This is a genomic window from Mycobacterium mantenii (assembly GCF_010731775.1).
Taxonomy (GTDB): Bacteria; Actinomycetota; Actinomycetes; order Mycobacteriales; family Mycobacteriaceae; genus Mycobacterium; species Mycobacterium mantenii.
Genome location: NZ_AP022590.1, coordinates 1,018,687 through 1,043,487, shown reverse-complemented (window position 1 = coordinate 1,043,487; position 24,801 = coordinate 1,018,687). Strand labels below are relative to the sequence as shown.

The following is a 24,801-nucleotide window of genomic DNA, read 5'->3' as shown; positions in this document are numbered from 1 at the left end:
CACATCCGCAGGTCGTTCGCCAGAACAGGTCGACCCTCGCTCTCATGCACTCCGATCTGCGCTCGGGTGTGAGTAGCGCCGCCGTTTCCATCACTCAAGTTATTCGACGTCGTTGCCGCCGCAGCATCTCGCGGTGTGGAAAGTCGACGGGGTAGACGAGCACGGCGACGAGTAGTAATCCGAGGGCGAGCAAAAGTAGCTGCGCGCCTCCCAGCTGCTCGGGGATTTCTGCAGCTGGTGCGGAAACCACCGCCGGAAACCCCGGGCGGGCATACGCTTTTCAGTCATGACGAGGGGGAAGAAGGTCCTGTTTGTGCTGCTGCTCGCGTTCGCCGTCTCGACGACGTCCGTGAGCTGCCTACCGATTATCAACATACCCACCTGCCCAGCGGGCGGCGGCCCGGTCGGCTGCTGATCACAGCGGCTGGTGGCAAAACGATCTAACGTGCGTTGACCAACGGTCGGGCTGACAGTGTTTGATTCCAGGACATAGTTGGCAGCTGTCTCGCGACATAGTTGACACCTCTGCAAGCTGGGGAGGTCAGCCATGTCGAACGCGCAGCTCGTCATCACCGCTGTGGTACTGGAAGGACGCAGCAAAACCGAAGTCGCTCGCGACTACGGCGTCTCCCGGCAGTGGATCCAACAACTGTGCAAACGCTACGAGGCCGACGGCGACGCGGCCTACCTCCCGCGTTCACGGCGTCCGCACCACAGCCCTCAAGCCGTCACCGTAGAGGTCGAAGAGCGCATCGTACGGCTACGCAAGACCCTGACCAAACGCGGTCTAGATGCCGGCGCCGACACCATCGCCGCCCATCTCGCCACCAACCCCACTATCACGAATGTGCCTGCCGTCTCCACCATCTGGCGAATCTTAAAGCGTCGTGGCTTCGTCACACCCCAACCGCACAAACGGCCCCGCTCCTCCTGGAAGCGCTTCTGCGCCGACCTGCCCAACCAATGCTGGCAAGCCGACGTCACCGATTGGCACCTCGCCCACGGCGGCGGCGTGGAAATCCTCAACATCATCGATGACCACTCCCGTCTGGCCATCGCCAGCCTGGCCGCCGCAACATCAGTGGCCCCGACGTGACCGCAACCTTCACCACCGCCTTCACCACCTGGGGCCCACCCGCCTCGGTGCTCACCGACAACGGCGCCATCTTCACCGGAGCACCCCGACGCGGCGGCTGTACCGCCCTGGAAATCACCCTAGGCACACTGGGCATCACCTACCTGACCAGCCGGCCCTACCATCCACAGACCTGCGGAAAAGTCTGTGAAGACTTATCGACGACGCTGCACCGGTCGGCCTGACCCCGGCCAAGGTGTGACCAAGGTGTCCTGCGTTCGATTTGTCGGTCGACGCCGGTGCAGCGTCGCGGTGCGCACCGGCCAGACGGATCTGACCTGATAGGAGCTTGGACTAGAAGCCCCGTCACAGACCTGTCGCTCCGTCCGGCCGGTTCGCCCAACCGTCAGATTGGCCCTAACGGAGGAGCGAATTCCATGATCGCAACAGAAGTCGAGACTGTCATCGGTGGCGTTGACACGCATAAGCACACTCACTACGCCGCGGTCATCGACCAGCACGGTCGGTTGCTCGGTCATCAGGAGTTCCCTGCGACCGACGCTGGCTACCACGCGCTGCTGTCTTGGATGCGCACGCACGGAGCACTTGAGGCGATCGGCGTCGAAAGCACCGGATCATTCGGTGCAACGCTGACTCGCGCCCTGACGACCGCCGGCGAACGAGTCATCGAGGTAAACCGACCTAACCGCATCGCTCGACGAATGGACGGCAAGTCTGACCGTCTCGACGCCGAGCAGATCGCCCGTGCCGTACTCGGCCAAACCTCGACCGCGACACCAAAGTCCAAGTGCGGCATGGTCGAAGTGATCCGCACTTTACGTGTCACCCGCAGCAGCGCAGTCAAGGCCCGAACCCAAACTTTCAACACCTTGTTCGGGATCATGATCGGCGCCCCATCGCCGCTGCGCGACGAGCTCGTCACGCTGACCAAGCGAACCCTGATCAATCGTTGCCTCGGTCTTCGGCCCGAAACCACCGACTTCGCTCACCTGTGTGCTCACCCCGAGCGCCTGCTGATGGCCAGCATCAAGACCGCCCTTCGCGACCTGGCCCGCAGGTGGAAGGCTCTTGACGGCGAAATCAAAGCACTCAACAAACAAATTGAGGTCGTCGTTCGCGCCGCCGCACCTGATCTCGTTGAGCTCTTCGGCGTCGGTGTCGAGCTGGCCGGCCAGTTCCTCGTCACCACCGGAGACAATCCAGAACGCATCCACGACGAAGCCGCTTTCGCCAAACTCTGCGGCGTGGCACCACAGCCCGCCAGCAGCGGCCGCACGACCGGCCGACACCGGCTATCGCGCAGCGGCGACCGACAGGCCAACAGTGCCCTCTACATCGTTACGATCGTGCGACTGCGACACCACGAACCCACCCGCGCCTACGTAGAACGCCGCACCAACGAAGGACTCACCAAACGCGAGATCATCCGCTGCCTCAAGCGCTACATCGCCCGCGAAATCTACGCCAATCTCCCACGCCCACAGGCAACCTCAACGCCAGCAGCTGAACCCCACCAAACCGCCGCTTGACAAACATAGGAGCATCGAGCGCTTCCACCAAACTCAAAAGAAATGCCTAACTGCACATCCCGCGGCCACAATCGCTGAACTCCAACACCTTTGCGACCAATTCCGCGTCTACTACAACCAGCACCGACCACACCGTGCACTCCACAGACGCACTCCGACCCAGGCCTACACTCACCGCCCCAAAGCCACCCCAACCGGCTACGTGATCCCCGCCCACTGCCGCATACGCACCGACACCATCGACGCCGCCGGCGCCATCACCATCCGCTACAACAGCCGCCTGCACCACATTGGCCTGGGCAAGCGCCGCACCGGCACCAAAGTCACCGTGCTCATCGACGACCGCGACATCCGCGTCGTGCCGAGATCCTTCGCCACCAGATTCCTTGTTTCGGGGGCTGGCATAGCCGCCGCCTGACGCATGCCGTGGCCGGTCGCGTGGGGTCCGCCCCAGGAATCCCAGTTGATTTTGCGGATTGTGCTCATTGCGGTTGCTCCTAGTGAGAACACCGTTGGGCATACTGTGCCCAGCCCGTCCGCGTAGGGCGAGCCTGACGGGTGGGCGACGCCCAATGTCGGTGTCTGGTCGGCGTGGGCAGGCGGTGCCAAACCCAGCCCGGCGGCGATGCCCGCAAGTGCGTGTCTCAAGCTTTCGCTCCTGGGCAGTAGATCTTAATGGCGGCGTTGATGACGACATCGGTCTGCGCGGGAGACCCGTCGCCTGCGATTGTTCTGAGTTGTTCGCGTGTCGCTCCCGCATTCGCGTGAGCGCAGATGGCTTTGGCTGTGGCGACAGCTTGGCGAACACTGTCGGGCTGGATGCCGCCGCGACGCAACTCATTCATGAGGTACTGCGGTTGGCTTTCGCCGCAGTCCTCAGTGCATTGCGGTTCGGCGTGGGCTGCTGGTGGGCTCCCGGCCAGAACGATTCCTGCGGCCAATGCCGCGACAGCAATCTTCATCAAGACCTCGGTGGGTTGTAGATGCTGCGGCACTCCGGGGCTGGGCCTTCCCCACGTCGGTAGAGCTTCTTCGCCTTCGCAAATGAGGCAAAGCATTCGTGATTGACGTCCGTGTAAGGCACACACGCCACCCAGACACCGTCGTTGTGCGAACTCCACGACGTGTCGACATAGGCCGTTGTCTGGTTGGGGTCGGAGCACCCGGCTGGCTGGGCCGCTGCGTGCGGTGTGAAGGTAAGCAGGGAGAGGGCGGCTGCCGAAGCAGCTACCGCTCCCATTAGTGCGGCCCTCATCACCACGTTCCCGAGCGCAACGCGCCGGTATTGGGGTAATACTCTGCCCAATACCCACCGACTTTGCGACCTGGGGCAGCTAACCACTCACGCGTAATACCCTGTGTCAACTGGTCGCATTGGTGCCTATCTGAAACGCCAGGGCAACCTCCGTGGTAGTTCTGGTCATACCCACCAGTATGATTGGGATGAATATTCATTTCCTGGTAGCCAACTTTGATCCAAGCGTGTGGATTGCCATTGTGGTCAAAGCCGCCCTGGGCTGCAGTGGCTGGGGCTGCCGTAGCGATTGCGAGAGCCGCCGCGCCAGCGCCGATGATTGTTGCTATCTTCTTCACTCGTTTTCCTCCTAGTTATGTTGTTTCAGTAGTTCAGCACCAAGTGCGGTGCCCTAACGCAGTTCGACACGGGCGTCGGGTGGGCTTGCGCACCAGCTGCAACGGCCAGTGCCTCCACACGTCCAGGCAAGGGGTTCGCCCGTGATTGGATGCTGGACCGGAACGGTCATCACCATGCTGTGCCGCATTCGCTGGCGCGACAACGCCGGCCGGGGCTGCAGCCAGCGCAGCAATAGCGATGCCACGAGTGTTTTTTGCTTTCATTTTTCAGTACCTTTTCCCTCGGGGAGAGGGCATTTCTCCTGCCGCCGTAGCGATCAGCGTTTTCCTCATGGCCGTCTTTTTGGGTTTGGTCACGGTCAGTAACGGGCCTTGCGTCACCTGTCTGCACCATGGAGTCGATACGGCAAGGCTTTTAGCGGAGGCGCACCCCGTCGCGCTCCGCACCCAGCCATCTAATGGCTTCCCCCAAGAAACTGCTGTTTCGAGCAGAAACGTTTGCCGTGTCTAGCTTCTCGATCACACCCGACGTGATTGTCAGCAAAGTAACAGGTGGTATCTATCACTCGCACGAAAATCAGCAGATTTGCCCGTCCCCAACGGGTTAGTCGGCTCGGCTCGTATGTAGCTGTCACGATCGACGCCAGAATGAGATCAACCCCCGCCGATAGATCGATGGTAATCGGCGCCGCCCCTTCCGATTTGGGAGGGCGTGTCTGGGATTAGCACAGGTCGAACCCGACGATCTGCATGTAGGTCACTCTCTCTTGCTGCGTCTTTGCGTCGACGTCCATGGGCATCCCCACCTCCTCGTAGAAGGGATCGGTGGCCTGCTCGTAATGATGTGGATACCGAGCCAACACAGCGCACGCCTGGTAGACGTACTTGAGCACTGAGCCACCGGGCATCCACGCGGAAGGGTCGCCCATGTACGCACCGTGACTACCAGGAATCGTGGCGTAGGAGACGTGCTTCGGCCCCGATAGCGCCGCCGCCGCATCCAGCCCGGCCAGAAAACTCTTCTCACGGGCGGGATCGTGCGCCGGTGCTGACGCTGTCACCGTCACTGGCGGCGGGGCAGTAAAGGATAGTGCTGCCGTCGTGGTCCCGGCGGGGGTGGAGGTGGTCGGTGCGTTGCTCGATGAGGTGATCGTGGTGTTGGACTCCGGGTGCTGCCATGGCCGCCAAAGCAGCCCGACAACTGCGAATAACAGCAAGATCGCGACGACGGAGACGTCGGCCAGCCTCCGAAGCACCAAGTCGTTTTGCGGCTCGCCGCCTCCGGCCACGGCATGCTTGTCAGCATTGACAACGTCTCGTCTTTTTAGCCGACGCTGCGCAAGCGCACCTCGCCATCGCGACCCAGATGGATGCAAAGCAAGCGGAAAGCCCAACGATTATGGGGCGCTTCGCGATTGCCAAGTAGCCGGTCATCACTGCGATAGACCCGTCAGTTACCCATCCTGAACCCGCTCCCGGCTAGGTCGCATTCCCCATACGAGTCAGCATGTGTGCGGCCCGGAAGTATAGGAATCAAGCATTGCCACCCTTCGACCGTCGCTTCGGCACTCGACCCGTCGCTCTTCGGCACGGACGGATCGTGGAAGTAGCGGTTTGCGATGCGTATTGCTGTCGAGCAGTCGACATCACCTTTGAGCACAACCACTGGTTGTGTACGGCCGGGTACATCAGTAACCGTTCCGCATGTGGTGCCAGGCGGCGCGGCGGCGGCATTGGGCGCGAACCCAACAGTGCCCCAGAGCAATACGCCTAGGCCAGCGCACGCCAGCGTTGACGTCGTAACAAGGCAACTTCTGCGACCCGTCCGCGCGGACTGCTTCATCCGTGCGTAGCTAGCGACACGCGACATAACTCAACTCCGGTGTTGTCGTGCGGAAATCGTTCCCCATACCCGAGGCCATCAATGTATCCGCGTCGGCCGTCTGTGTAAGCGGTTTCGTTGGGACCGGTTCGCCTAGCCGACATCTAATACTTGGAATCGAATCAATCACCTTGGCAGAGGCCGGACGGGGCTAACCCATGACTGCCGCCTCCCATCTACCTCATTGGCCAGGTATCCGACCTGCCTGTGTTTTGGTCGGCGATTACCGCGGTGGTGTAGCGGAAGTCGGGAGGGGTAGCGCCGGTGAGCGTAACCGTCACCGGAGAGTAGGTCGGCGAGCCTTGCGCACAGTTCGGAACGCAGGTGACCTTAAATTCGATGCCGCTGCCGGTTGCGCCATCAGCTCCCCAGCTGCGCCAGACGAGGTTGTCGATTGCCCAGGTGTTGTCAGCGCAGGTCAAAATAATGTGTTCCGGCCTGACTTGCGGCTGACCGCAGTCAACCACCACTGGTGTGCCTTCATCGGCAACCGCGATAGGCAGGTCCCAACCGGCGGTCAGCAACGCGACCGACAGCAGAACCTCACCACCGAAAACTCCTCCTCGAAAACGGCGTGCTGATCGAGGGCTTCTTGTGCTCGACGCTGCCTTATGCCGCAAGAGAATTTTCACGGGTGATAAGACGATTGTCATCATTGCCCTGAGCACGCTGACGCGCTTGCGTTGGCCGGTAGCGGAATCGACGTAACTGAGCCGGGCTTCCCACCGTCCGTCTGGACGGTGCCGAATTGCTCCGCGACCATTTGCTGCCCGCTTTGCCATGGACTGATCTTACCGGCCAATTGGGGTAAGAATTGGGGTCAAAGCCTTTTCCAAGGCTATTTGCCAGAGGTGAAATACCCTCTGACCTGTTGTCGGGCTGACAGGATTTGAACCTGCGACCACTTGACCCCCAGGCTTAACGGCGGTATACGCAGGCGTCCGCGAATGTGTGCTATATCCCTTGCGGCACAGCGGATTACCGCACACAGACACAGCCGCGGACATCTACGGAAAGTCGCGGTCAATCGACCCTAATGGCGGTATGAATGGCGGTACGGACCGCGCTTTCATACCCGCCCGAGCCACGGTCGGCACTATGCTCACCGCGGCATTTGTGCGCGCTCGCCGACCTGCGTGGGGTGGACGCTCGGCTGGTCGCCGCCGCGGTGTCGTTCGATGCCCGCCGGCATCGCAGGTGCGCTCGACGTCGCCGCGGCCGCTCTGGACGTGATGTGAGCGGGCTGGCGCCGCGACCGCTCCCGCCGCATAGTCCAGCATGGTCGGGCCCTATCGCGGCGGTACCCCGCTGCCGAGCGGCCTCCGGTCGTTGGGCGAGACTTCGTCTGATTCAATCCCAGTATCGCGCACCAGTATTACCGCAGTTCAAAGGGTGTTTTTAGGAATCTGAACAGGTGCCATGCCCAATACGTGCTCAACTGATCTGAAGGGCTTGGCTACCGGATCGCGATACGAAAGGGTTAGCCATGACGGACACCGCCCATGACGACAACGCGACCACCTGGCGCGACCTCACCGATCAGCTGACCCCTACGCAGATTCGCCTTTCGAACAGATGACGCAATCGACTGGAACCGATCAGCGCTGACCCGCGTCCTACGGTGCTCGGCCCGCCCCTGCCGCTCCCCTGTGGCGGGCCGATCCATCGGTCCACCCCGTCAGCGGGCGGGCGCTCCAGTTGCGACGTGCGGACTTGATCACGACGGCCGTCGTTGCGTCGGGGCTTTATCGGTAGTTCGGCGGCGGCGACCGTGGCCTAGGTGCGACCATCGTTGATCGATGGCTGATGATTCGAAGAACAGCAAGCTTCCTGAGGAACGACAGTTTCAACTGGTGCTATGGGGCACATGCCTAGCGGCTTTGTTGTTCCTGTACTTGTTCGTAACACTGACGCTCTCAAAGGCGCGGCTCTCCCCGAGGGACATAACTGCGAACTGGTTTGCCGCCTGGGGCGCCTGGGCTGGCGGATTGGCCACTGGCGCAGCGTTTCTCATCGCGGCGTTCAGCATCTCGGTCGCAAGCGCACAAGCTCGAGCAGATCGACAAGAAGCCGCGCGCATCCGCGAAAACAATGACATGGCGCAGGCAAGGCTACTGGTGATCTTCAAAGTAGAGATGCCTGGCGGCCTTGAGTCGCTCGCAACGTTTAGAGTCGAAAACCGAAGCAAAGACTTGTTCTTCGATGTCACCGTGCCCTACGTCGATTCGCCAGACAACTCGGCCGCAGGCTTTGAACGGCGCACACCAGAACTGGTCGAGGCGGGGAACAGACTCCATGAATTCCTACCCTCTGGCGAGTTGCTCACGCCGTATCGAAGCAACACCGAACATGAGGCTTGGTTCACGTTGGTGACTGTTCACACAGCCAACTGGCGCGATATCAAGTTCGCCGTCGAGTACACGGATGCGGGTGGCCGACGATGGCGCCAGCACTTGGGCGGACAGATCGAACCGATATTCACCGCCGAGGCGATCCCTATCCGTGAGGCCGACCGGTTCCAGCCGAGCCAGCAGATCCGACGACTCACCCCCGTGGAGGCACGCCGACTTGGCGGTCAATTCGCCCGCGATTTACCGCCGCTCGAATCGGATGAGGAGTATCTGGAAGTTCTTGAGCCGATACGGGTGGCGCGTTGGAGTCGTATCCAACGGGTCGGAAATATCACCGAACGAACCCCGTCTGACAGCACCGGTCAGCCTCAGACGGCGGTGACTTTCACGCCGGCCGCACCTCCGTTTTGGGAGGACCACTTCAGGGCGAAAGTGGGCGAAGCCGGCATCACGATCGGGGGTGGGCAATCCGATGGCCGAAGCCAATCGATCTATTTACGATTGCCGGACGAGCATCCGCCCGCGGCGACCGTCGAACTCATTGATGCGGCAATCCAATACGCAAACGACCTATTCGAAGCGAATGAGCTAGCTGCTGCTCGACGAGCGCTGCAAGCCCGACGTGGCGGCCACACCTGAACGACGGACGTAGCTCAACGGGCCTATCAAGCGCGCTTCTAGGTATTCGTCGCCAAGTAAGCAATCTTTGCTACGCGGATTTCGTCCGCCGATACTGCGAGATAAGTCCAGCCCTTTCCAGGCTCCTTTAATTCACCGTTTGGGCTACCAATTTTCAACGGGCATAGCGAATTGTGCTCAAGCACGATCCAGTCCAGCTCAGAGTCCTTGTTAAAACCGTGTGTCTTCACTGCACCCATGACGCGCCCGCCCTCTTTTAGCTCGAGGAGGACACCGACCGCTTCGCCAACTTTGTCCCTCGCTTCTCCGATGAGAATTTCATACCAAACCGGGAAGGGAGTGACTGGGGCGCGGCGACGGAACAGCTGGAGTATCAAGTCCCAGATCGCCGCTATCCCCACCGCCACCGCCACGAACGCCACGATGAGTCCTACAACGCTGCCAAGATGATCGGGAGCATACTTCCCGGGACTCTCTGCCAACTTTTGCAGGTCGGGAAAGGGTCGTGGCTCAAATCCGTGGATCAGAAATAGAATTACAATCGCTGGCAGCGAAAATAGTACGCTCGCCGCGATTATTACACCAGTTTCCCGGAATGTGCTGTATGTCCGTGGTGGCCGACGCCGCTCGCGAAGTAATTCGAAAACCACACCCGGCGTGACAAAGCAAATGAAGATTATCAACGCGAGTAGAGATGTCGGCAATTCGCCCTCGCTAAATTGCTAGGTCTAAGTCGCGCTTACGCGGCGGGAGCTACTCGCCTTGTGTCGCTGGCTCCGTGGCGGGGGTCCCGGATGTGCTTGGCGGAGCAGTAGGGGCGCTGGACGGCGGATCTGTCAGCCCTGGCCCCGGCTCAAGCGTTGTGGTCGTGACTTTGGGCTGGATTGGACTTACCGCGGGGGTATAACCCCGCTGACCATCGGGATCAACTTGATACTGTGTGGTTTCGACTGGCTGTTGATACTGCGTGGTCTCTACTCGTTGTCCTACCTGCCCACTTGTCTCGTCGGCCATATTCATCCTCAGTCTTAAGGGTCGCGTGGGTCGCTTCCCCGGTGTACAACATCGTACCCACCACGCCCGCTGCAATCTGTTTGCTGGCTGAGAACTTCACCCCTGTGTAAAAAAATTCATGACGGGCACGGGGTCGCTTGGTGGCCGGGGCTGGTCCGATAATTATCGGTGGGGTGGCCTGGCTTGGAATCTCATCCTGTTCCGGTCTGCAATGCGGCTCGAAAAGTCAACTCGGCGATGACGACCCCGATGCCCGCTGGCGCTTCAGGGGGGTTGGGCTCGTTTGACGTTGGTTCACGTATTGGCGTAGTCATGTTCTTCACGACGACTCCCGCGAACTTCGCCTCACCTGTTCTCTTATCGATGAACATTAGTGGCCCACCCGAGAACCCACGATTGACGATCGTATCGACGTAGAAGAGGTCTATATCTTCGATTGTTGCCCTCCCTGCGATGACGCAACTCTTCACCAACGGCAGCGTCTGGAGATCCCCTTTCCCCTGCGTACCCCACCCGTGGGGGTATCCGATGACGAAGGCCGTCTGCGGGATAAACATGCCCCCGGTGACCAAAGGAATGTCGTCGCCAACATGGATGGGGTTCTGCATTCGGAACACCGCAAAATCGGCTTTCGATGCAACGTCTCTGCCCACTCGGATGAGCGTGGTTTGGTAAGCGAAACCCTTGTTGGTCCACGGGTGGCGTAGATAGACGACCTCTTCATGTTCGTCGTTACACAGATGTCTGGCTGTGATGAGGCGCTGATCAGCACCGGTTCCAATCACGAACGCTGTGCCTGGTCGTTCGCGCTCACCAGTGAATTGGAGGACTCGGCTGATGACGGACGTCGGAATCATGTCTAGCTGAGGCGTTGAAGTCATGCTTGTGATGATGCCCGCACCAGCGAGCGTTGCCTTCACAGGCGGACCTTCTTTTTAGTCGCGCCGAGATGAGTCCTTCTGCCTAGCGGAACCACTCGGTCGTGCCAACGGTCTCGCCACGCGCGGGGGGCTGGGGCGACTGGTCTCCGCGCCATCTTGCGGCGGTGCGCGTAGTTCTCGATGGCGAGATCGTCGCGCTCGAGAGCGAGGGCGTTCCGTCGTCCAGCCGTCTCCAACTGCGGTGGCCGCAGAACTGAACCGCCCCGGCATGTCCGGAGACTCCACTTCTTGGAAAGGATGGAATCATGCCAGCGAATTCGTCGAGGAGGTACCCGCCGGAGCTGCGTGAGCGGGCGGTGCGGATAGTCGTCGAGGTCCGCGAACAGCATGAGACCGAGTGGGCGGCCATGCGCGCGGTCTCGGAGCTGCTCGGGATCGGCACCACTGAGACAGTGCGCAAGTGGGTTCGCCGGGCAGAGATCGACGCTGGGTCGCGTCCCGGCGTATCGAGCGAAGAGTCCGCTGAACTCAAACGGTTGAAGCGGGAGAACGCAGAACTCAAGCGCGCCAACGCAATTCTGAAGTCGGCCTCGCTTTCTTTGCGTCAATGTCATCCTGATGAGGTCCGGTGGGGTTCGCTCGTTTCTTCGCTGCCCCAGTTTTGGCTGGTGGCCTTTCCGGCGATGTGCGGCCCCGCCGGGCCTGCTCTGAGCAGCGACGTGGCTTGATAGGAGCCTGCCTGCGCTCGATTGATGCGTGCCCGTGCTGCTCGGTGCAGAACCGCCTGCTGTCGGGAACAAGGGAGTTCTGCATGGTCGTGATTGGCGCGGATTCGCACAAACGCACCCACCGTGGTCGTGGTCGATGACGTCGGACGTCGCCTTGATGAGAAGACGGTGGCCGCGATCAGCGAAGGCGATTCTGTTGTTGGTCCAATGGGCCATGCAGTGGCCGGACGTGACCTTCGCGTTGGAGGACTGCCGGCGTCTGACCCGCCGCCTAAAGCGTGACCTGCTGTATGCCGGGCACCGGGTGGTGAGAGTTCCGACGCGGCTGATGGCCGGTGCCCGCCGTGGTGGCCGACAGCCCGGCAAGTCTGATCCCATCGACGCCCAGGCCGTCGCGGTGGCCGCGTTGCGGCATCCTGATCTACCGGTAGCAGCATTGGATGGACCGACACGCGAGGTCAAACTGATCGTGGATCATCGCCGCGATCTGGTCGCCGAGCGCACTCGTGTCCACAACCGATTGCGTTGGCATTTTCACGAACTGGACCCGACACTGCAGATACCCAGCCGCGGTCTGCGACGCTACTGCGTGCTCACCAAGCTGGCTACTGCCCTGGAGGGCAATCGCGGTGTGGTCGCCCGGCTGGCCTGAGAACTCGTCGATCGAGCTCGCCAGCTGACCGAACAGATCAACGCTTTGGAGGCGGAGTTGCGCCCACTGGTGCGCCGACTGGCGCCTACTCTGCTGGCTATCCCTGGCTGCGGAATCCTCAGTGCGGCCATGATCTTGGGCGAGACGGCAGGTGCGCACCGGTTCCGAAACAAAGATGCCTACGCTCGCTTCACGGGTACCGCTCCGATCCCCGTCTGGTCGGGCACCAGCAACGGAAAAGTGCGACTCAACCGCGGTGGCAACCGAACCATCAACTACGCGCTGCACATGATCGCTGTCACCCAGTCACGTGGATATGGGCCGGGCCGGGCTTATCTGGACAAACTCGCCGCCTCAGGCAAGGGCCCGCACCGAAGCGGTCCGGCTGCTGCGTCGCCGACTCTCGGATGCCGTGTTCAGCGCACTGCGCACCGACGAAAAGCGCTCTACGGCCCGAGCTGAATCCGCGGAGTCGGACCAGCCGGCGACCGCGGCTTGACATAGGAGCATCGCCGAGCTGGACCGGCCACACCACTAGTCTGCCGGTTCATCGCCGATCATCAGGGCCGCCGTGAGGGCCCTGATGGTTTGCGGTGGGGTGTCCAGTCGATCTGCGCTGTACTCATCGAACTCGGCGTCCAGATCGCCCCCTCGACCTACTACGACCAGGTCAACCGTGAGCCCAGCCGCTGCGACGTCCGTGATGAGGAACTCAAGCAGCACATCCGGCAGATCCACGCCGAGAACTACCGGATTTACGGCGCGCGCAAAGTGTGGCTGGCGCTCAACCGCACGGGCGTCGCGGTGGCCCGCTGCACTGTCGAGCGGCTGATGGCCGAGCTGGGCCTGACCGGGGCGGTGCGCGGCAAGGCTCGGCGCACCACGATCGCCGACCCGACGGCGGCCCGTCCAGCTGACCTCGTGGGCCGCCGCTTCGCCCCGCCAGCACCCAACCGACTGTGGGTGGCCGACCTGACGTATGTGTCGACCTGGTCGGGCGTTGCCTACGTAGCGTTTGTCACCGACGCCTACGCCCGGCAGATCCTGGGCTGGCGGGTCGCGGCGACGATGACCACCGCGACGGTGCTCGACTCCATCGAACAGGCCATCTGGACCCGGCAACGAGAAGGGATCTTCGATCTCAAAGATGTTGTGCATCATACGGATAGAGGGTCGCAGTACACCTCGATTCGGTTCACTGAGCGGCTCACCGAAGCGGGCATCCAGCCGTCAGTCGGCGCGGTCGGCAGCTCCTACGACAACGCCCTGGCCGAGACGATCAACGGCCTGTACAAGACCGAGCTGATCAAACCGCGAAAGCCCTGGCGCACCGTCGAGGAGGTCGAGCTGGCCACGGCGGAATGGGTGGACTGGTTCAACCACCGCGGACTCTGCGAGTACCGCGGCGACATTCCACCCGTCGACCTTGAGGCCGCCTACTACGCTCAACACCGGAGACCAGCCGCCGGCTGAGTCCTCAAATCACGAAGTCTCCGGACTCACCGGGGCGGTTCACACGGCACCGAGACTAGAGGTCACGCACTTGCCGCCGTCGAGACGCTCGATACCTACAGCCAGCTTTGGCCGCACTCCGATGACCGAACGCGGGACGCGATTGACTCGGTGCTCGGAACTGCTGCGGACGCGCTGCGGCGGCCGCCCAAACAAGCTGAACTTGCAGGTCAGGGGGTTAGGGCGGACGAGTTGGCCTGTGAGCCATCTGGGCGTTTGTACCGTCAAGCTGCTTTGGCTGTTCGACAAACAGCCTGTTCAGAACGTTGGTTGCGTTGGCCAACGAAAGCTGCCGCTAAATCTGCTGCGGACTGGTTGCCTACTGGCCAGGGTACGACCGACTGTCTGGACAGCCGCAGGCGCAACGCGCGCAAGCCAGTCGCGAGATTAGCGGCAAACTTGTTCGGTCGTCCGGCAGGATTACTCGTTGTGAAAGCCGTCGACGCCAACTTGCTGGACTTGTTGAAGAAGGCAACCCAGTTCGTGGTGCCGATCTACCAACGTGTCTACTCCTGGGACGATTCCGAGTGCGATCAGCTTTGGAGAGACATCGTTCGCGCAGGAAGCAGCGAAGTCATCGGCGCGCACTTCACCGGCTCGATCGTCTATGTCGAGAAGGATCAGGGAAACATCGCGCAAGCCGAGCCCGCCCTCATCATCGACGGCCAGCAGCGCACAACCACGGTGACTCTTTTGCTCGCGGCACTGGCAGCCCATCTCGACCTCCTGCCGATCGCCGAGCAGGAGCCGGTGGACAGCTTCGCACCGCGCAAGATTCGCGGCCTCTGGCTGACCAACGAGTACGAGAGCGGCGACAAGTTCTTCAAGTTGATTCTCTCCAAGGCCGATAAGGAAGCGCTCAAGGCGGTTGTCCGCAATGATCCGCTGCCGGCCGGAAATGCATCGCGGGTTCTCACCAACTTCCAATTTTTCGTTTCGAAGTTGAAGGATCCGGCAACGGACATTGTCGCCGTCTGCAAGGGCGTCTCAAAGCTCGTCGTGGTCGACGTACATCTTGCGCGTGGGGTCGACAATCCACAGCTGGTCTTCGAAGCGATGAACTCCACCGGCAAGAAATTGTCGCAGGCGGACCTTATTCGCAATTTCGTCCTCATGGACCTGGAGCCCAACCAGCAGACCAAACTCTATGAGGGTTATTGGTTCCCGATGGAGCAGGCCTTCAGAGGCGTCGACGAACGCCGCTTCGATGAGTTCGTGCGTCACTTCCTGACCGTGCGCACGGGAGCGATCCCACGGCTCGAAGACATCTACGACGCTTTCAAGGACTTCAGCTTTGCCCAGGCCGAGGTGGGAGTGAACCAAGAGGCCGTCGTCATGGACTTGAGTCGAAGCGCGAAATACTTCGTGGCAATGGCAATGGGCCAGGAGACGAACCCGAAACTGGCGACCCGATTCATCGAGATCGAGCAACTCAAAGCAACGGTGGCGTACCCGTTCCTACTGCGGGTGTATCAGGACTACGACAGCGGCAAGGTGTCCGACACTGAGTTCGCCCACATCCTCGACGTCGTCATCTCTTACCTGTTCCGTCGGACCATCTGCCGCATCCCGACAAATTCGCTTAACAAGACGTTCGTATCACTTGGCCTCCAGGTGAATCCGCTGAACTACGTCCAGAGCGTATTCGGACGATTCCTGACTCTCGACACCTACAAACGATTCCCCGATGACGAGGAGTTCGGGAAGTATCTATGCGAGGAAGATCTGTACCACCTCCAGCGTGCGCCCTACTTCCTCGCCAAGATGGAAAATGACAGCCATAAGGAGCCGATCAGCGTCGGCGATTACACCATCGAGCACGTCATGCCTCAGAACGAGAAGCTGTCGCAGTCATGGCAGGACATGATCGGCCCCGACTGGGTGAACGTGCAGGGCCGATGGCTTCATACTCTGGGCAATCTCACGCTGACCGGATACAACCCAGAACTGTCCGACCGGCCATTCCTCGAAAAGCGCGACATGGCAGGTGGATTCAAAGACAGCCATCTTCAACTCAACAAGAGCCTGGCCGCACTGGACACGTGGAACGAGGACGCCATCGTCGCCCGTGCCAAGGCGCTAGCCGATCAGGCCATCAAGCTGTGGAAGCGGCCGTCGCTACCGCCAGAGGTACTGGCCGACTACCGAAACCAGTTCAAGCAGGAGCAAGGGTTCGACTGGAGCCTCACCCATGAGATCCTGGCCAGGATTCCCCAGGGCAGGTGGACGGGCTACTACTATCTTGCCGAGGCCGTGGGCACATCCGCGCAGGCCGTCGCGAACCACGTATCCAAGTGTCCGACGTGTGTCAACGCCTACCGAGTGCTCACCTGGGATGGGCACGTCGCCGAGGGATTCGCCTGGACGGATCCAAACGACACCCGCAAACCCAAGGAAGTACTGGAGGCCGAAGGCGTTTCCTTCAGTACCGGCGCGGCCGACCCTGACGCCAAACTGGCTGCGGAGGACTTGCTCGCGCTCGTCGAATTGGGCGAGTAACTAGGCGGCTCAACTCGCTTTCACGGCACCGGCCAACAAAGCCAAGAGATCCGCCGTCGGCAGTACCGACCACCCCTCTGATCCAAGTTCGTCGCGATCCTCAGGTTCCAGACCGATCTCGGCCGCGATCAGACGATCGGGCCAGGCAACCGATATTGGCACACCGCCTGCACTCTCGAAACCTAGTTCCGGTCGAGGCGCTCCGGCCTCAGCAAGAGCCACCAGCAAGTCGCGTTCAGTGCCAAAAGCGTCCTTGTACAAGCCGATCCAGTCTCGTGGCAGGCATTCAGGGATCACTACCACCTTCTCGACGTGGACAGGAATGTCGATCTCGCCCCCGTTATTGATCAGCCGGCGCAAGACTTGCTCGGCGGCACCTCGCGACAAGTTGTCGTGGTCCCTTTGATTCTGGTAACTGCGCAGACAGCCGTAGCAGGAAGTCTCAGGGCCGCACTCGCATTCGCTCACTCGACGAAGAGCGGCGGCAAGAACCTGGCTGAGATTCTGTTCCACCTGCAGGACATGGCCTGCGCCACCCGGCACTGCGTCAAAGAGTGTGATCGACCAATGGTCAGCGCCAGCGGGCGTGAGCGAACCCCCGATATCCTCGCGGGCAATTTCGAGGGTCTCGGAGGCGGCTTCCACGATCGCGTACATGACTGACTGCCAAGCGGATTGGGTTGCGCGATATCCGAAGACATTCCCGTCGATCGACAATAAGTCGGTTTCGTAAACATGCCCTAGATCGAGGAGGCGCTGTGGCCCATTGCATGGCTGGTTCTTCAGCAAGTGACTATGCTTGGGCGGCCTTTGTGGATTCAGCACCCTGGGTGACCCGTGGCCGCACCAGTCGCACACCCAAAACCCCATCTTGCTGGGACCGTCGGCGAGGGCGATGAGCCTCCCGCGTGGACCGGCAGATACAGCGGCGGTTCCGCCGTTCATCTGGACGGTGTACGTGCGCGCCTCCGGCGGTTCCGCGAGGACATGGACAGCGCCGCTCCAGGAACGGCGGGGCGGTCGCGGGCCAGGTTTCTCAGGGTCCGGCGCCGCCACGAAGCCGAATTCGGGAATCGTGATCGTCCGCGCGGCACTTTGCGATACTTCGCCGCAGTGCTGGCACTGCTGTTCTGCTGATTCGATCCCATAGCGGAACCCGCCGCAACGCTTACAGACTTGGTACAGGTACTCCTGCAGTTCCCGCCCAGGAAGACGGTAGATGCCCCGTGAAGTCCAGAGATGACCGCCCGCAACGATTTCCGCTTCTGGGGCGTACTCATAGATAGCCTGTGACAGATCCCTGCTGAGATCCAGTAGTGCACCTGAAGTGGTGCCTCTGCCGAAGTTCGTCCGTAGCTCAACCGAGTCGACGGGGAAACCGTACTTCGGCAGCACATTGCGGTTGGCAAGGAATCCGAGTAGGTCGCGCTTACGGAGCGTGTTTCCCACCTTCTGATACCGCTGGGCGAGAGCATGTTTGCCTTCGTCGGAGGCTTTCTGTTCCAACTCCTTCATGGTGCCGACTTCGGTGCGTAGCTCGTCGCGAACACGGTCGATCAATTCGATCAGTACGCTGGCCCATTCTTCGCTCGCCAGGTTCAGCTCGGTAGCGACCTCGGTCGGCAGTATCCGTTCTAGTGCTTCCGTGACATCGTTGGGAACGGGCGTCAGAAATGTTTTCACCAGGTCTACAGAGGGTTCGTTTCCGTCCTGGTGAAGGAAGAACTCCCCCGCCTTCCGGTCGATTCGGCCGGTTGTTTCGAACAGCCAACGAAAGAATGCCGCGAGCGCCACCGAATGCGCATGCCTGCGGTCGATGCGGGTGTTCACGAGCGGTACGTAAGGGGCACGTACCTGGCCCGAGATCAGGATCTCAGGTTCGTTGAACCGCGTGAGGTCGTGTGAGCGTCGCATAGCGTAGGTGACTACAAGGGCGGCCGCGCCCGAACGACGCCCCGCTCGGCCGGCGCGCTGAAGATAGTTGGCGGTGCTCGGTGGCATGTTGCGCAACATCACTGCCTGCAGTTCTCCGACATCGACGCCGAGTTCGAAGGTGGTCGAACATGACAACGCGTTGATCTCACCTCGGACGAACTCATGTTGGATCTTCGCCGCTTCCGTATTGATCCACTGGGCGGTGTGCTCTTTGGTTTTCAACGGAACGGCGTTCATCGACCGGTACAGAGTCCGGTAGTGGTCGCGATCTTCATCCGGCGGTGGCGGTACGAATTCTTCAAGGGCTCCGTCGCACCCCAACGCAGGACACACTCCTCGGACAGAGAAAGGTGCTACGCGCCGACACACTCGGCACTGAAAGACGGGAGAGTCCTCATTCACCCAGGTGAGTTGTAAGCATTCATGGTCAAGCTGGTAGACCCGCCCCAGCCCTGTTTCGGTTGAGGATGTCAGCCAGTCCACTGGTGTCTCCGGGCGAGTGAGGTAACTCCACACCCCTTTGAGTAATTGTTCCACGTCCATCTCACGGCCGAGAGCCGCGAGGACGCGCCTGGCGTAGTCGACGCGCCGGTTCGTCCCTCTGCCGGGCAACCAGGACAAGACCTTTCGGATCGCTTCCGGACCCGATTCGCGCACGCGTATCGGACCGAGGCGAGGTGCGAAGATTTCGTCATTGGGAGGAACGTCCTCGGGCATGGTGACAGCGCCTTGCTGACGCAGTGTCCGCACAAGCTCCTGAAGAAACGACCAGGCTTCGTCCTCGGTTAGTCCCAGTTGCAGAAGTGGAGCAGGCGCGGGCCAGTGCGGGTCGCGGAACAGGCTGATACTGATGAGGCCGAGGCCTTCGAGCGACTGGCGGTCATCTGTCGCCAGAACCTCTGCCATCACCCACGGCGCCACGACGCGGCCGGCCTGTTGAGCGGTCATGCGGGCTGGGAAGTGTTTGACAGCCTGTGCTTTGGCGCGGGTTTTGAAGATGATGTCTTCCACTGCGACCGGCTCTTCGTCGGCGTGTGCCGCAATCATGCCCTGCGAAATTAGTCTGCGCCGTTGGAGTCGTGAGTAGGAGTCTTCGAGGTAAGGAGCAAAGTAGGCCGCTGCCTGGCGACTATCGCTGAATGCCAATAATTTCCGCCCCTCACCAGGCAACGTCGCGCCGTGCGGGCTATCCGCGACGGGGAGGTTCTGATAAAGAGCGGTGGTTATGACGGCACCGCTGGCGTCCGAACCTGTCTCGAAGACACGGACCGTGGCGGCCCCACGTGCACCGCATACCAAACACCCGGCGATCTCTTCACCGCGTTGCTTGAGCTTTCGCACTGAGCGCATGTCCGAGTTCCCACAGCCAGCGCAGGTCTGGGCGTCCTGGGTCGCCAAAGCACCGCAATTCGTGCATAGCTTTGCGGTGTCCGCCGAGATGTCATCGCCGTCGTCAACGGAGGCCGTTTCGTCCTCGTCGGTCAGACCGTCGTGGTCGCCGAGCACGAGCCAGATTCCTTTACTCATTGCCTTGCGAGGGCGCAGGTGTAGGACGCCCTCCTCCTGAGTGGGGGTGCCGTGGACGTGGACGGCGCCGCAACGCTTGCAAGAACCGATTTCGAATACCGGTGCATCGCAGTCCGGGCAGATCTCGTGGCGCGCGAGATGAACGTGCGGACCGCTTGGTGATAGGCAGGTGAAAGCGCCCTCCGTCGCCCGGAGGAACAGGTGGTAGCGCGCGGACAACGGAGTGGTTCCGTCGGCTTCGCGCAACGAACTGGCGAGGTCGACCATGGCGGCTAACCCTTCGCGGCTTCCATGGGATCTCCCGAAGGTTGCCGCCGCAACTCTGTCAAACGTCTGCGGGCCGTCTGCCAACGTTTCGCGCATCACCGCGAATGACTTTTCGTGCGATAAAGCTGTCGCCGCGGTGGTCTCAGCCGAGTCCGCCCGCACCCAGCCGGCCTCTCTCGCGGCTTCAAGAACCGCGTTTCCAGTTTCAGGTGCGTTGACAAGCGTCTCGTAATCGGCTGCAGACAGTGGGCCCCAGTAAGGACCGGGAGGGGCCTGCACCCTCTGGGCCATCACCACGTCCCGCCGAGCCGAATCGTCGGAACTCCATTCGAAGGGCTCACCGAACAGATTCGATGCGAATTTGGTGACCGCGCTCGGGTTGCTATCGCCGCCGACGGTGGCCGAGGTTGCGATGCACTGGATGGAACTGTTCGGCGCGACCCGGTCACGAACGCGCCGGAGCAGCATCGCGATCTCGGCGCCCTGTGTTCCGTCGTAGACGTGTGCTTCGTCGACGACAATGAAGCGCCACTTGGAATCAGCACCGCTCTGGAACAAGTCCATGTCGAGCGGCCGCAGTAGCAGGTATTCGAGCATGGCATAGTTGGTCAGCAGCAGATGCGGCGGGTTCTCCCGCATCTCCTGTCGGCTCAGAATCTCATTCGGCAACTCAGGCTCGTCGATATTCAACTCCGAGAAAAGCTCTCGTGCCCTCCGCGGGTCCGTCTCCGTCTCACCGGTATAGCGCCCGAAAGTGATCGCCGGATACTCGGCCAGTAGTTGCCGCAGCCTCTTCATCTGATCGTTGGCCAGTGCGTTCATCGGATAGAGCAGCAGCGCACGGACACCGAGTCCCAGCTCGCCTCTTTCCCGTTCTCGCACAAGGCTGTCCAGAATCGGGATCAGGAATGACTCGGTCTTACCTGAGCCTGTGCCGGTCGCCACTACGATGTTCCGGCCGTCGGCGACCCTTCTGATCGCCTGCTCCTGATGAACGTAGAGCGGGCGGTCGAGCGGGAGAGCCATACTTGTGAGCTCAGAAAATTCTTGTGTGATAACACCTTCCGATATGAGGTCCTGAATGGACTTTCCAGGCGCGTAGGGAGGGGTCGCCTCGAGATACGGCCCGCGATCGAGCATTTCGGTGTTGTCGATCGCTCCTCGAAGGGCGGCATCGATTTTCGGATCCCGCACGGCCAAAAGTGAGGAAAGGTAGCGCCGGTAGGTTCCCTTGATCGACTCTGAAGTCTCGACAGCGTCAATGCTGGAGTTCATTGTGAGATCCCCACCTCTTCGTCTACTCGTCGTCCGACCACCAATTCAGCGATGATCATGTCGATGGTGACCAGTTGCGGGGCCACCTCTGCAAGGGCCTCCCACGGCCGCTTTTCCCTGATGACCCAGCTGAGTGCTGCTTCGTGGCCACGCGAAGCATGGCGGGCCGCCAGCGCCAGAGCCATCGAGATTGCCGGCACGACACGCCAACCGCCTGTCGCCGAGTGATGGCAGCGGGCGTCGAAGACGGTCTGAGTCGCCGGGTCCCCGATGATCCGCACAAGCCTTTCGGCTTCATTGAGGACACTGCGAGCATGCTTCATCAGCCACTCAATGCGTGTATCACGACGCTGCCCGACGAACTCCATGGCGGCGAGCACCCGCGAATCTGCTGACAAAAGCCCTTGCGGCACGAGCCCAGCAGCGCGGATCAACTGCTCTCTGACAGCAGGCTCCCGGTCCAACAGTTCCGCCGACTCGTCTAGTCGACCGGCAGTGGGGTACGGGTCATGTCCGTCCAGAATTCCACCGACCGCATCACCGCAGATGCCGATGGCTGCCTCGATCTCCTCCTCCGACCACTGCGAGTCTGCCGCAGATAGCAATGCCGCCGGCAACGCACCACGTAGTGTCCACGGTGGGGCACTACTCTCATGCGCATCGGCCAAGTTCGCCCACGCGAGGCCAGAACGAATCATCAGGGCCGGAACAGCATTTGCCGGTATTTCGGAGCCTGATAGCGCGAGGAGCGCGGGGGCGGGACTCGCATAGATCCGGGCATCGATTTCCTTCGCCACTAAGGAGTTTCGTGGTCCGAGCCATAGTCCGGATAACAACGATCGCGCAGTCCACAACCGCGCGAAGTCTTCGATGCCTTCTGGCAGTTCGGCCTGACCAGCCAAGAATGCCGATACCGCAATCTCTTCCGGGTCACCCTGGTCGACCCATCCGTCCGCCTCGATCAAAGTTGAAGTCCCGGCCTGCGGCCACTCCGGCGCGGGAAGTGGCACCCACGGATCGTCGATACGTGCGACCACCCGCAGCGGACCGGCGTCTACCAATGAATCGGGCAATGCAGCACGGCCGTCAATGACCGGAATGGAAGTCGGATCTCGCCAGGGCGCGCGTGTGGGGAATACGTAGGCGGTGAGGCCGTCGACATCAACGCAGTCAACCAACCGAAGTTCGCCGCCCTCCAGGTAGATGCTGCTGAACAACGACCGAGGACGGACAGTAGCGATGACCAGCTCGCCGTCGGGGCTCAATGTCAGCGCGACCTGGGCTTGGCCTCGAAGGGTGTCGACAATCTCCGCCAAATTGAATCGGTAGACACCGGCCCGCCCGCCCTTTGACGCAACCGTCTGGACGATACGGTTGTTGACCATCACGTGCAGCAACGGCTCGGCCGCGGCACCTACATCGAGAATCAGCTCGCCGGGGCAATCGCGCACATCCTCGCGATACATGGGTAAGGGCCGAACAGATGGGCTGATCGCGGAGTCGGAAGCCTGGTAGGCAACGGTCATGTGAGGTGGAGACACGATGAGGGTCCGGGATTCCGACGGTGTACTGATACGAAGTCGCTGTTCGCGGTCGCGTTCGCTGAATTCAATCTGATCGCGCGGCAGTCTGATTCCGTCAGACGCCCGTACTTTTACTACGCATGGCTGCAGCCCTATGGCCACGAACCTGCGCCAAGCCGGCGTGAAGGAGAGCGAAAGGCCTTCGACCAAAGTGAATGATCTGGTGGCTCCGCGGCCCCACGGGCCGCGGACACGAATGGAGAATGTTCCGACCAGCGGCCGAGGAACACCTTTCCAGATGGTCTCCACATCGCCGGACCCGGTTATCCGTTCGCGCGAGATGACCGCACCGGCGCTGTCCTGCACCGTGATGTCCCAATCTGCATTGAGCATGTTGTCCGGAAGCACAACTCTGGGTAAGGCAGCGAGAACGGGAAGACCACTGGTTGTCCGAACCCCCTGAACCGGCGCGGCCGTTTCGATGCGCGCCGCTTGGAACAGGCGAACGGTGCGACGGCTGTTCCCAACCGAGATTGCAGTGGCCTCGGACAAGTCCACCTGAAGAAGGCAGTATCCCGACCACCGGGGCGGCAAAGCGCATTCTGCGACAACGTTGATCGAGCCAGATACCCGAAGCGAGTCCGGGTCACCTGGAAACAGCATCCACACCTTTTCAGCCGGCAGTGGTAGGCCTGCTGCAATCACCTCACAGTCATCCCCGAATACCAGCAACGGGTCGTTGTCGTCGACGACGAACATCGGGAACTGCAGGTGTTCGCGATCGGCAAGCGCCACCGATGCCGCACGGACCGGCCTGCTCACAGCAACATCGGTTTGTGGCGCCGGTTCGGTAGATCCTGGCCAGAGCGATTCAGTCGCAACACGCTGAATCTCGTCGTCTAGCGTCACTACCCAGACCGCTCTGCCGTCCGGCGCATCCCCGACGGGAGGAAGTCTCAAGAGCAGGCCCTGGCCGTATGGGTCGAGCACCAATCGCGGTCGGAGGACAACGCTCTGCCCATCAACAGAGCCTCGATCCGCAACAAGGTCGATTTTGTTCTGAACGTGCAACTTTCGGGCGACAGCCCAGAATCTCTCCGGCAACAAAACATCTTCGGCAGAGGCGCCGGCCGACACCGCGTCGAGCAGGTCGAAAGAGCGATCGACAACATCCACCGCGAACTCATCCGCGTAACGAAGAAACCTCTGGACCGGCATGTCGAGACTGCTAAACCCGGATGAGGCTGCTTTGGCTGCGGCCCAGGAAACGAAATCCTCCGGCGTCAACCCGGGTGTCCGACTCCGCTTCCACGACAGGATGCGGAAAAAGTCATCAAGACAATAGGTCGGCATGCCCGAATGAAGCAGGATTCGCCCAACATACCTCGACCCTGCGTCCTCGTCGCTGTCGAACGTGGGCATCTTGAGCGTCTGGAGGTTGTCAAGGAAGGCCTCGCCCCAGACCCGCTGAAAACCGGGGTCCGGCGATATGTTGATGACGTCGATCAGCTTCGGCCAGAAAGTCCCTTTCTCGTAATGCTCAGCGGCAACGCCCGCCGTGGCGAGCACATGTACCGCCGGCCAGCGCCGAAGGTATCGTTCACATTCCGGCCCTGGGCCCACCTGCTCGCAGACCCAACCGAGCGCGGCGAGTGCCTGTTCGCGGCGCGCCACCGGAATCTCGTCCAGCGTTTCCGCAGCGAGTGACGCCGCATCTGCCCGCGGCCGCCAGCTCCGCTCCCGGATGTCGAGCAATTCTCGTCTCGACACCTTCCTGACTTGCTGCGGCTCAGACATGGTCTTCGCGCCTCACGATCAACCACGGCATCATCGATCCTTCTCCCGTTTCACCAGCTCCGCACAAAAAACGTGGCACAGACCACCGGCAAAAGTGGCCA

The 24,801-nt window shown here is 61.1% G+C and carries 16 protein-coding genes and 3 pseudogenes; 12 read left to right on the top strand and 7 right to left on the bottom strand.

The window, feature by feature from the left end:
* Positions 1 to 286 precede the first annotated feature (286 nt).
* From G6N50_RS29695 to G6N50_RS29215, 6 genes and pseudogenes are all read left to right on the top strand, one after another.
* The gene (locus G6N50_RS29695; RefSeq protein WP_264028746.1) at positions 287 to 415 is read left to right on the top strand and encodes a hypothetical protein; all 129 of its coding nucleotides are present in this window, start codon (positions 287 to 289) and stop codon (positions 413 to 415) included.
* A gap of 132 nt (positions 416 to 547) precedes the next feature.
* A complete protein-coding gene (locus G6N50_RS04800; RefSeq protein ID WP_232068885.1) occupies positions 548 to 1,096 on the top strand; it encodes a helix-turn-helix domain-containing protein in 549 nt (182 codons plus the stop codon).
* Positions 1,093 to 1,320, top strand: coding sequence for a hypothetical protein (locus G6N50_RS29225; protein ID WP_232068884.1), 228 nt, complete (start codon positions 1,093 to 1,095; stop codon positions 1,318 to 1,320). Before G6N50_RS04800 ends, G6N50_RS29225 begins: the two co-directional genes overlap by 4 nt.
* 192 nt (positions 1,321 to 1,512) lie before the next feature.
* Entirely contained in the window at positions 1,513 to 2,625 is a 1,113-nt protein-coding gene (locus G6N50_RS04795; RefSeq protein ID WP_083100310.1) for an IS110 family RNA-guided transposase, read from the top strand.
* Positions 2,564 to 2,770, top strand: a pseudogene (locus G6N50_RS29875) (integrase core domain-containing protein); the annotation flags it as partial. The gene G6N50_RS04795 and the pseudogene G6N50_RS29875, both read left to right, overlap by 62 nt.
* A 57-nt stretch (positions 2,771 to 2,827) precedes the next feature.
* A complete protein-coding gene (locus tag G6N50_RS29215; protein ID WP_232068883.1) occupies positions 2,828 to 3,043 on the top strand; it encodes a hypothetical protein in 216 nt (71 codons plus the stop codon).
* 226 nt (positions 3,044 to 3,269) lie between these two features.
* Here the strand turns inward: G6N50_RS29215 and G6N50_RS04785 are convergent, their stop codons facing one another.
* From G6N50_RS04785 to G6N50_RS04775, 3 genes are all read right to left on the bottom strand, one after another.
* Entirely contained in the window at positions 3,270 to 3,587 is a 318-nt protein-coding gene (locus tag G6N50_RS04785) for a DUF732 domain-containing protein (RefSeq protein ID WP_158086047.1), read from the bottom strand.
* A gap of 1,353 nt (positions 3,588 to 4,940) precedes the next feature.
* A complete protein-coding gene (locus tag G6N50_RS04780; RefSeq protein WP_083093995.1) occupies positions 4,941 to 5,507 on the bottom strand; it encodes a hypothetical protein in 567 nt (188 codons plus the stop codon).
* A gap of 769 nt (positions 5,508 to 6,276) precedes the next feature.
* Positions 6,277 to 6,756 carry a hypothetical protein gene (locus G6N50_RS04775; RefSeq protein WP_142275465.1) on the bottom strand — a complete coding sequence of 160 codons (480 nt, stop codon included), beginning with the start codon at positions 6,754 to 6,756 and terminating at the stop codon, positions 6,277 to 6,279.
* Positions 6,757 to 7,899: 1,143 nt separating this feature from the next.
* Here G6N50_RS04775 and G6N50_RS04770 point away from each other — a divergent pair.
* Positions 7,900 to 9,090, top strand: a complete 1,191-nt coding sequence (locus G6N50_RS04770) for a hypothetical protein (RefSeq protein WP_142275466.1) — start codon at positions 7,900 to 7,902, stop codon at positions 9,088 to 9,090.
* A gap of 38 nt (positions 9,091 to 9,128) precedes the next feature.
* On the opposite strand, the gene G6N50_RS29210 is transcribed toward G6N50_RS04770, so the two are convergent.
* Entirely contained in the window at positions 9,129 to 9,794 is a 666-nt protein-coding gene (locus tag G6N50_RS29210) for a DUF6338 family protein (RefSeq protein WP_264028757.1), read from the bottom strand.
* Between the two features lie 501 nt (positions 9,795 to 10,295).
* On the bottom strand, positions 10,296 to 11,024 hold the full coding sequence (locus tag G6N50_RS04760; RefSeq protein ID WP_083093999.1) for a S1 family peptidase: 729 nt from the start codon (positions 11,022 to 11,024) through the stop codon (positions 10,296 to 10,298).
* A gap of 266 nt (positions 11,025 to 11,290) precedes the next feature.
* On the opposite strand from G6N50_RS04760, the pseudogene G6N50_RS29205 reads away from it, so the two are divergent.
* The 5 genes and pseudogenes from G6N50_RS29205 to G6N50_RS04740 all read left to right on the top strand — a co-directional run.
* Positions 11,291 to 11,590 (top strand): annotated as a pseudogene (locus G6N50_RS29205) (transposase); the annotation flags it as partial.
* A 319-nt stretch (positions 11,591 to 11,909) separates the two neighbouring features.
* The gene (locus G6N50_RS29200; protein WP_232068882.1) at positions 11,910 to 12,365 is read left to right on the top strand and encodes an IS110 family transposase; all 456 of its coding nucleotides are present in this window, start codon (positions 11,910 to 11,912) and stop codon (positions 12,363 to 12,365) included.
* A 129-nt stretch (positions 12,366 to 12,494) separates the two neighbouring features.
* A complete protein-coding gene (locus G6N50_RS29195; RefSeq protein ID WP_232068881.1) occupies positions 12,495 to 12,827 on the top strand; it encodes an IS110 family transposase in 333 nt (110 codons plus the stop codon).
* A 132-nt stretch (positions 12,828 to 12,959) separates the two neighbouring features.
* Positions 12,960 to 13,838, top strand: a pseudogene (locus tag G6N50_RS04745) (IS3 family transposase); the annotation flags it as partial.
* A gap of 468 nt (positions 13,839 to 14,306) precedes the next feature.
* The gene (locus G6N50_RS04740; RefSeq protein WP_142275468.1) at positions 14,307 to 16,376 is read left to right on the top strand and encodes a DUF262 domain-containing protein; all 2,070 of its coding nucleotides are present in this window, start codon (positions 14,307 to 14,309) and stop codon (positions 16,374 to 16,376) included.
* Positions 16,377 to 16,385: 9 nt separating this feature from the next.
* Here the strand turns inward: G6N50_RS04740 and G6N50_RS04735 are convergent, their stop codons facing one another.
* A complete protein-coding gene (locus tag G6N50_RS04735; RefSeq protein WP_083094003.1) occupies positions 16,386 to 21,380 on the bottom strand; it encodes a DEAD/DEAH box helicase in 4,995 nt (1,664 codons plus the stop codon).
* Positions 21,377 to 24,700 (bottom strand): hypothetical protein, encoded by a 3,324-nt coding sequence (locus G6N50_RS04730; protein WP_083094004.1) that lies wholly within the window; start codon positions 24,698 to 24,700, stop codon positions 21,377 to 21,379. The genes G6N50_RS04735 and G6N50_RS04730 overlap by 4 nt, the downstream gene beginning before the upstream one ends.
* Positions 24,701 to 24,801: the final 101 nt, after the last annotated feature.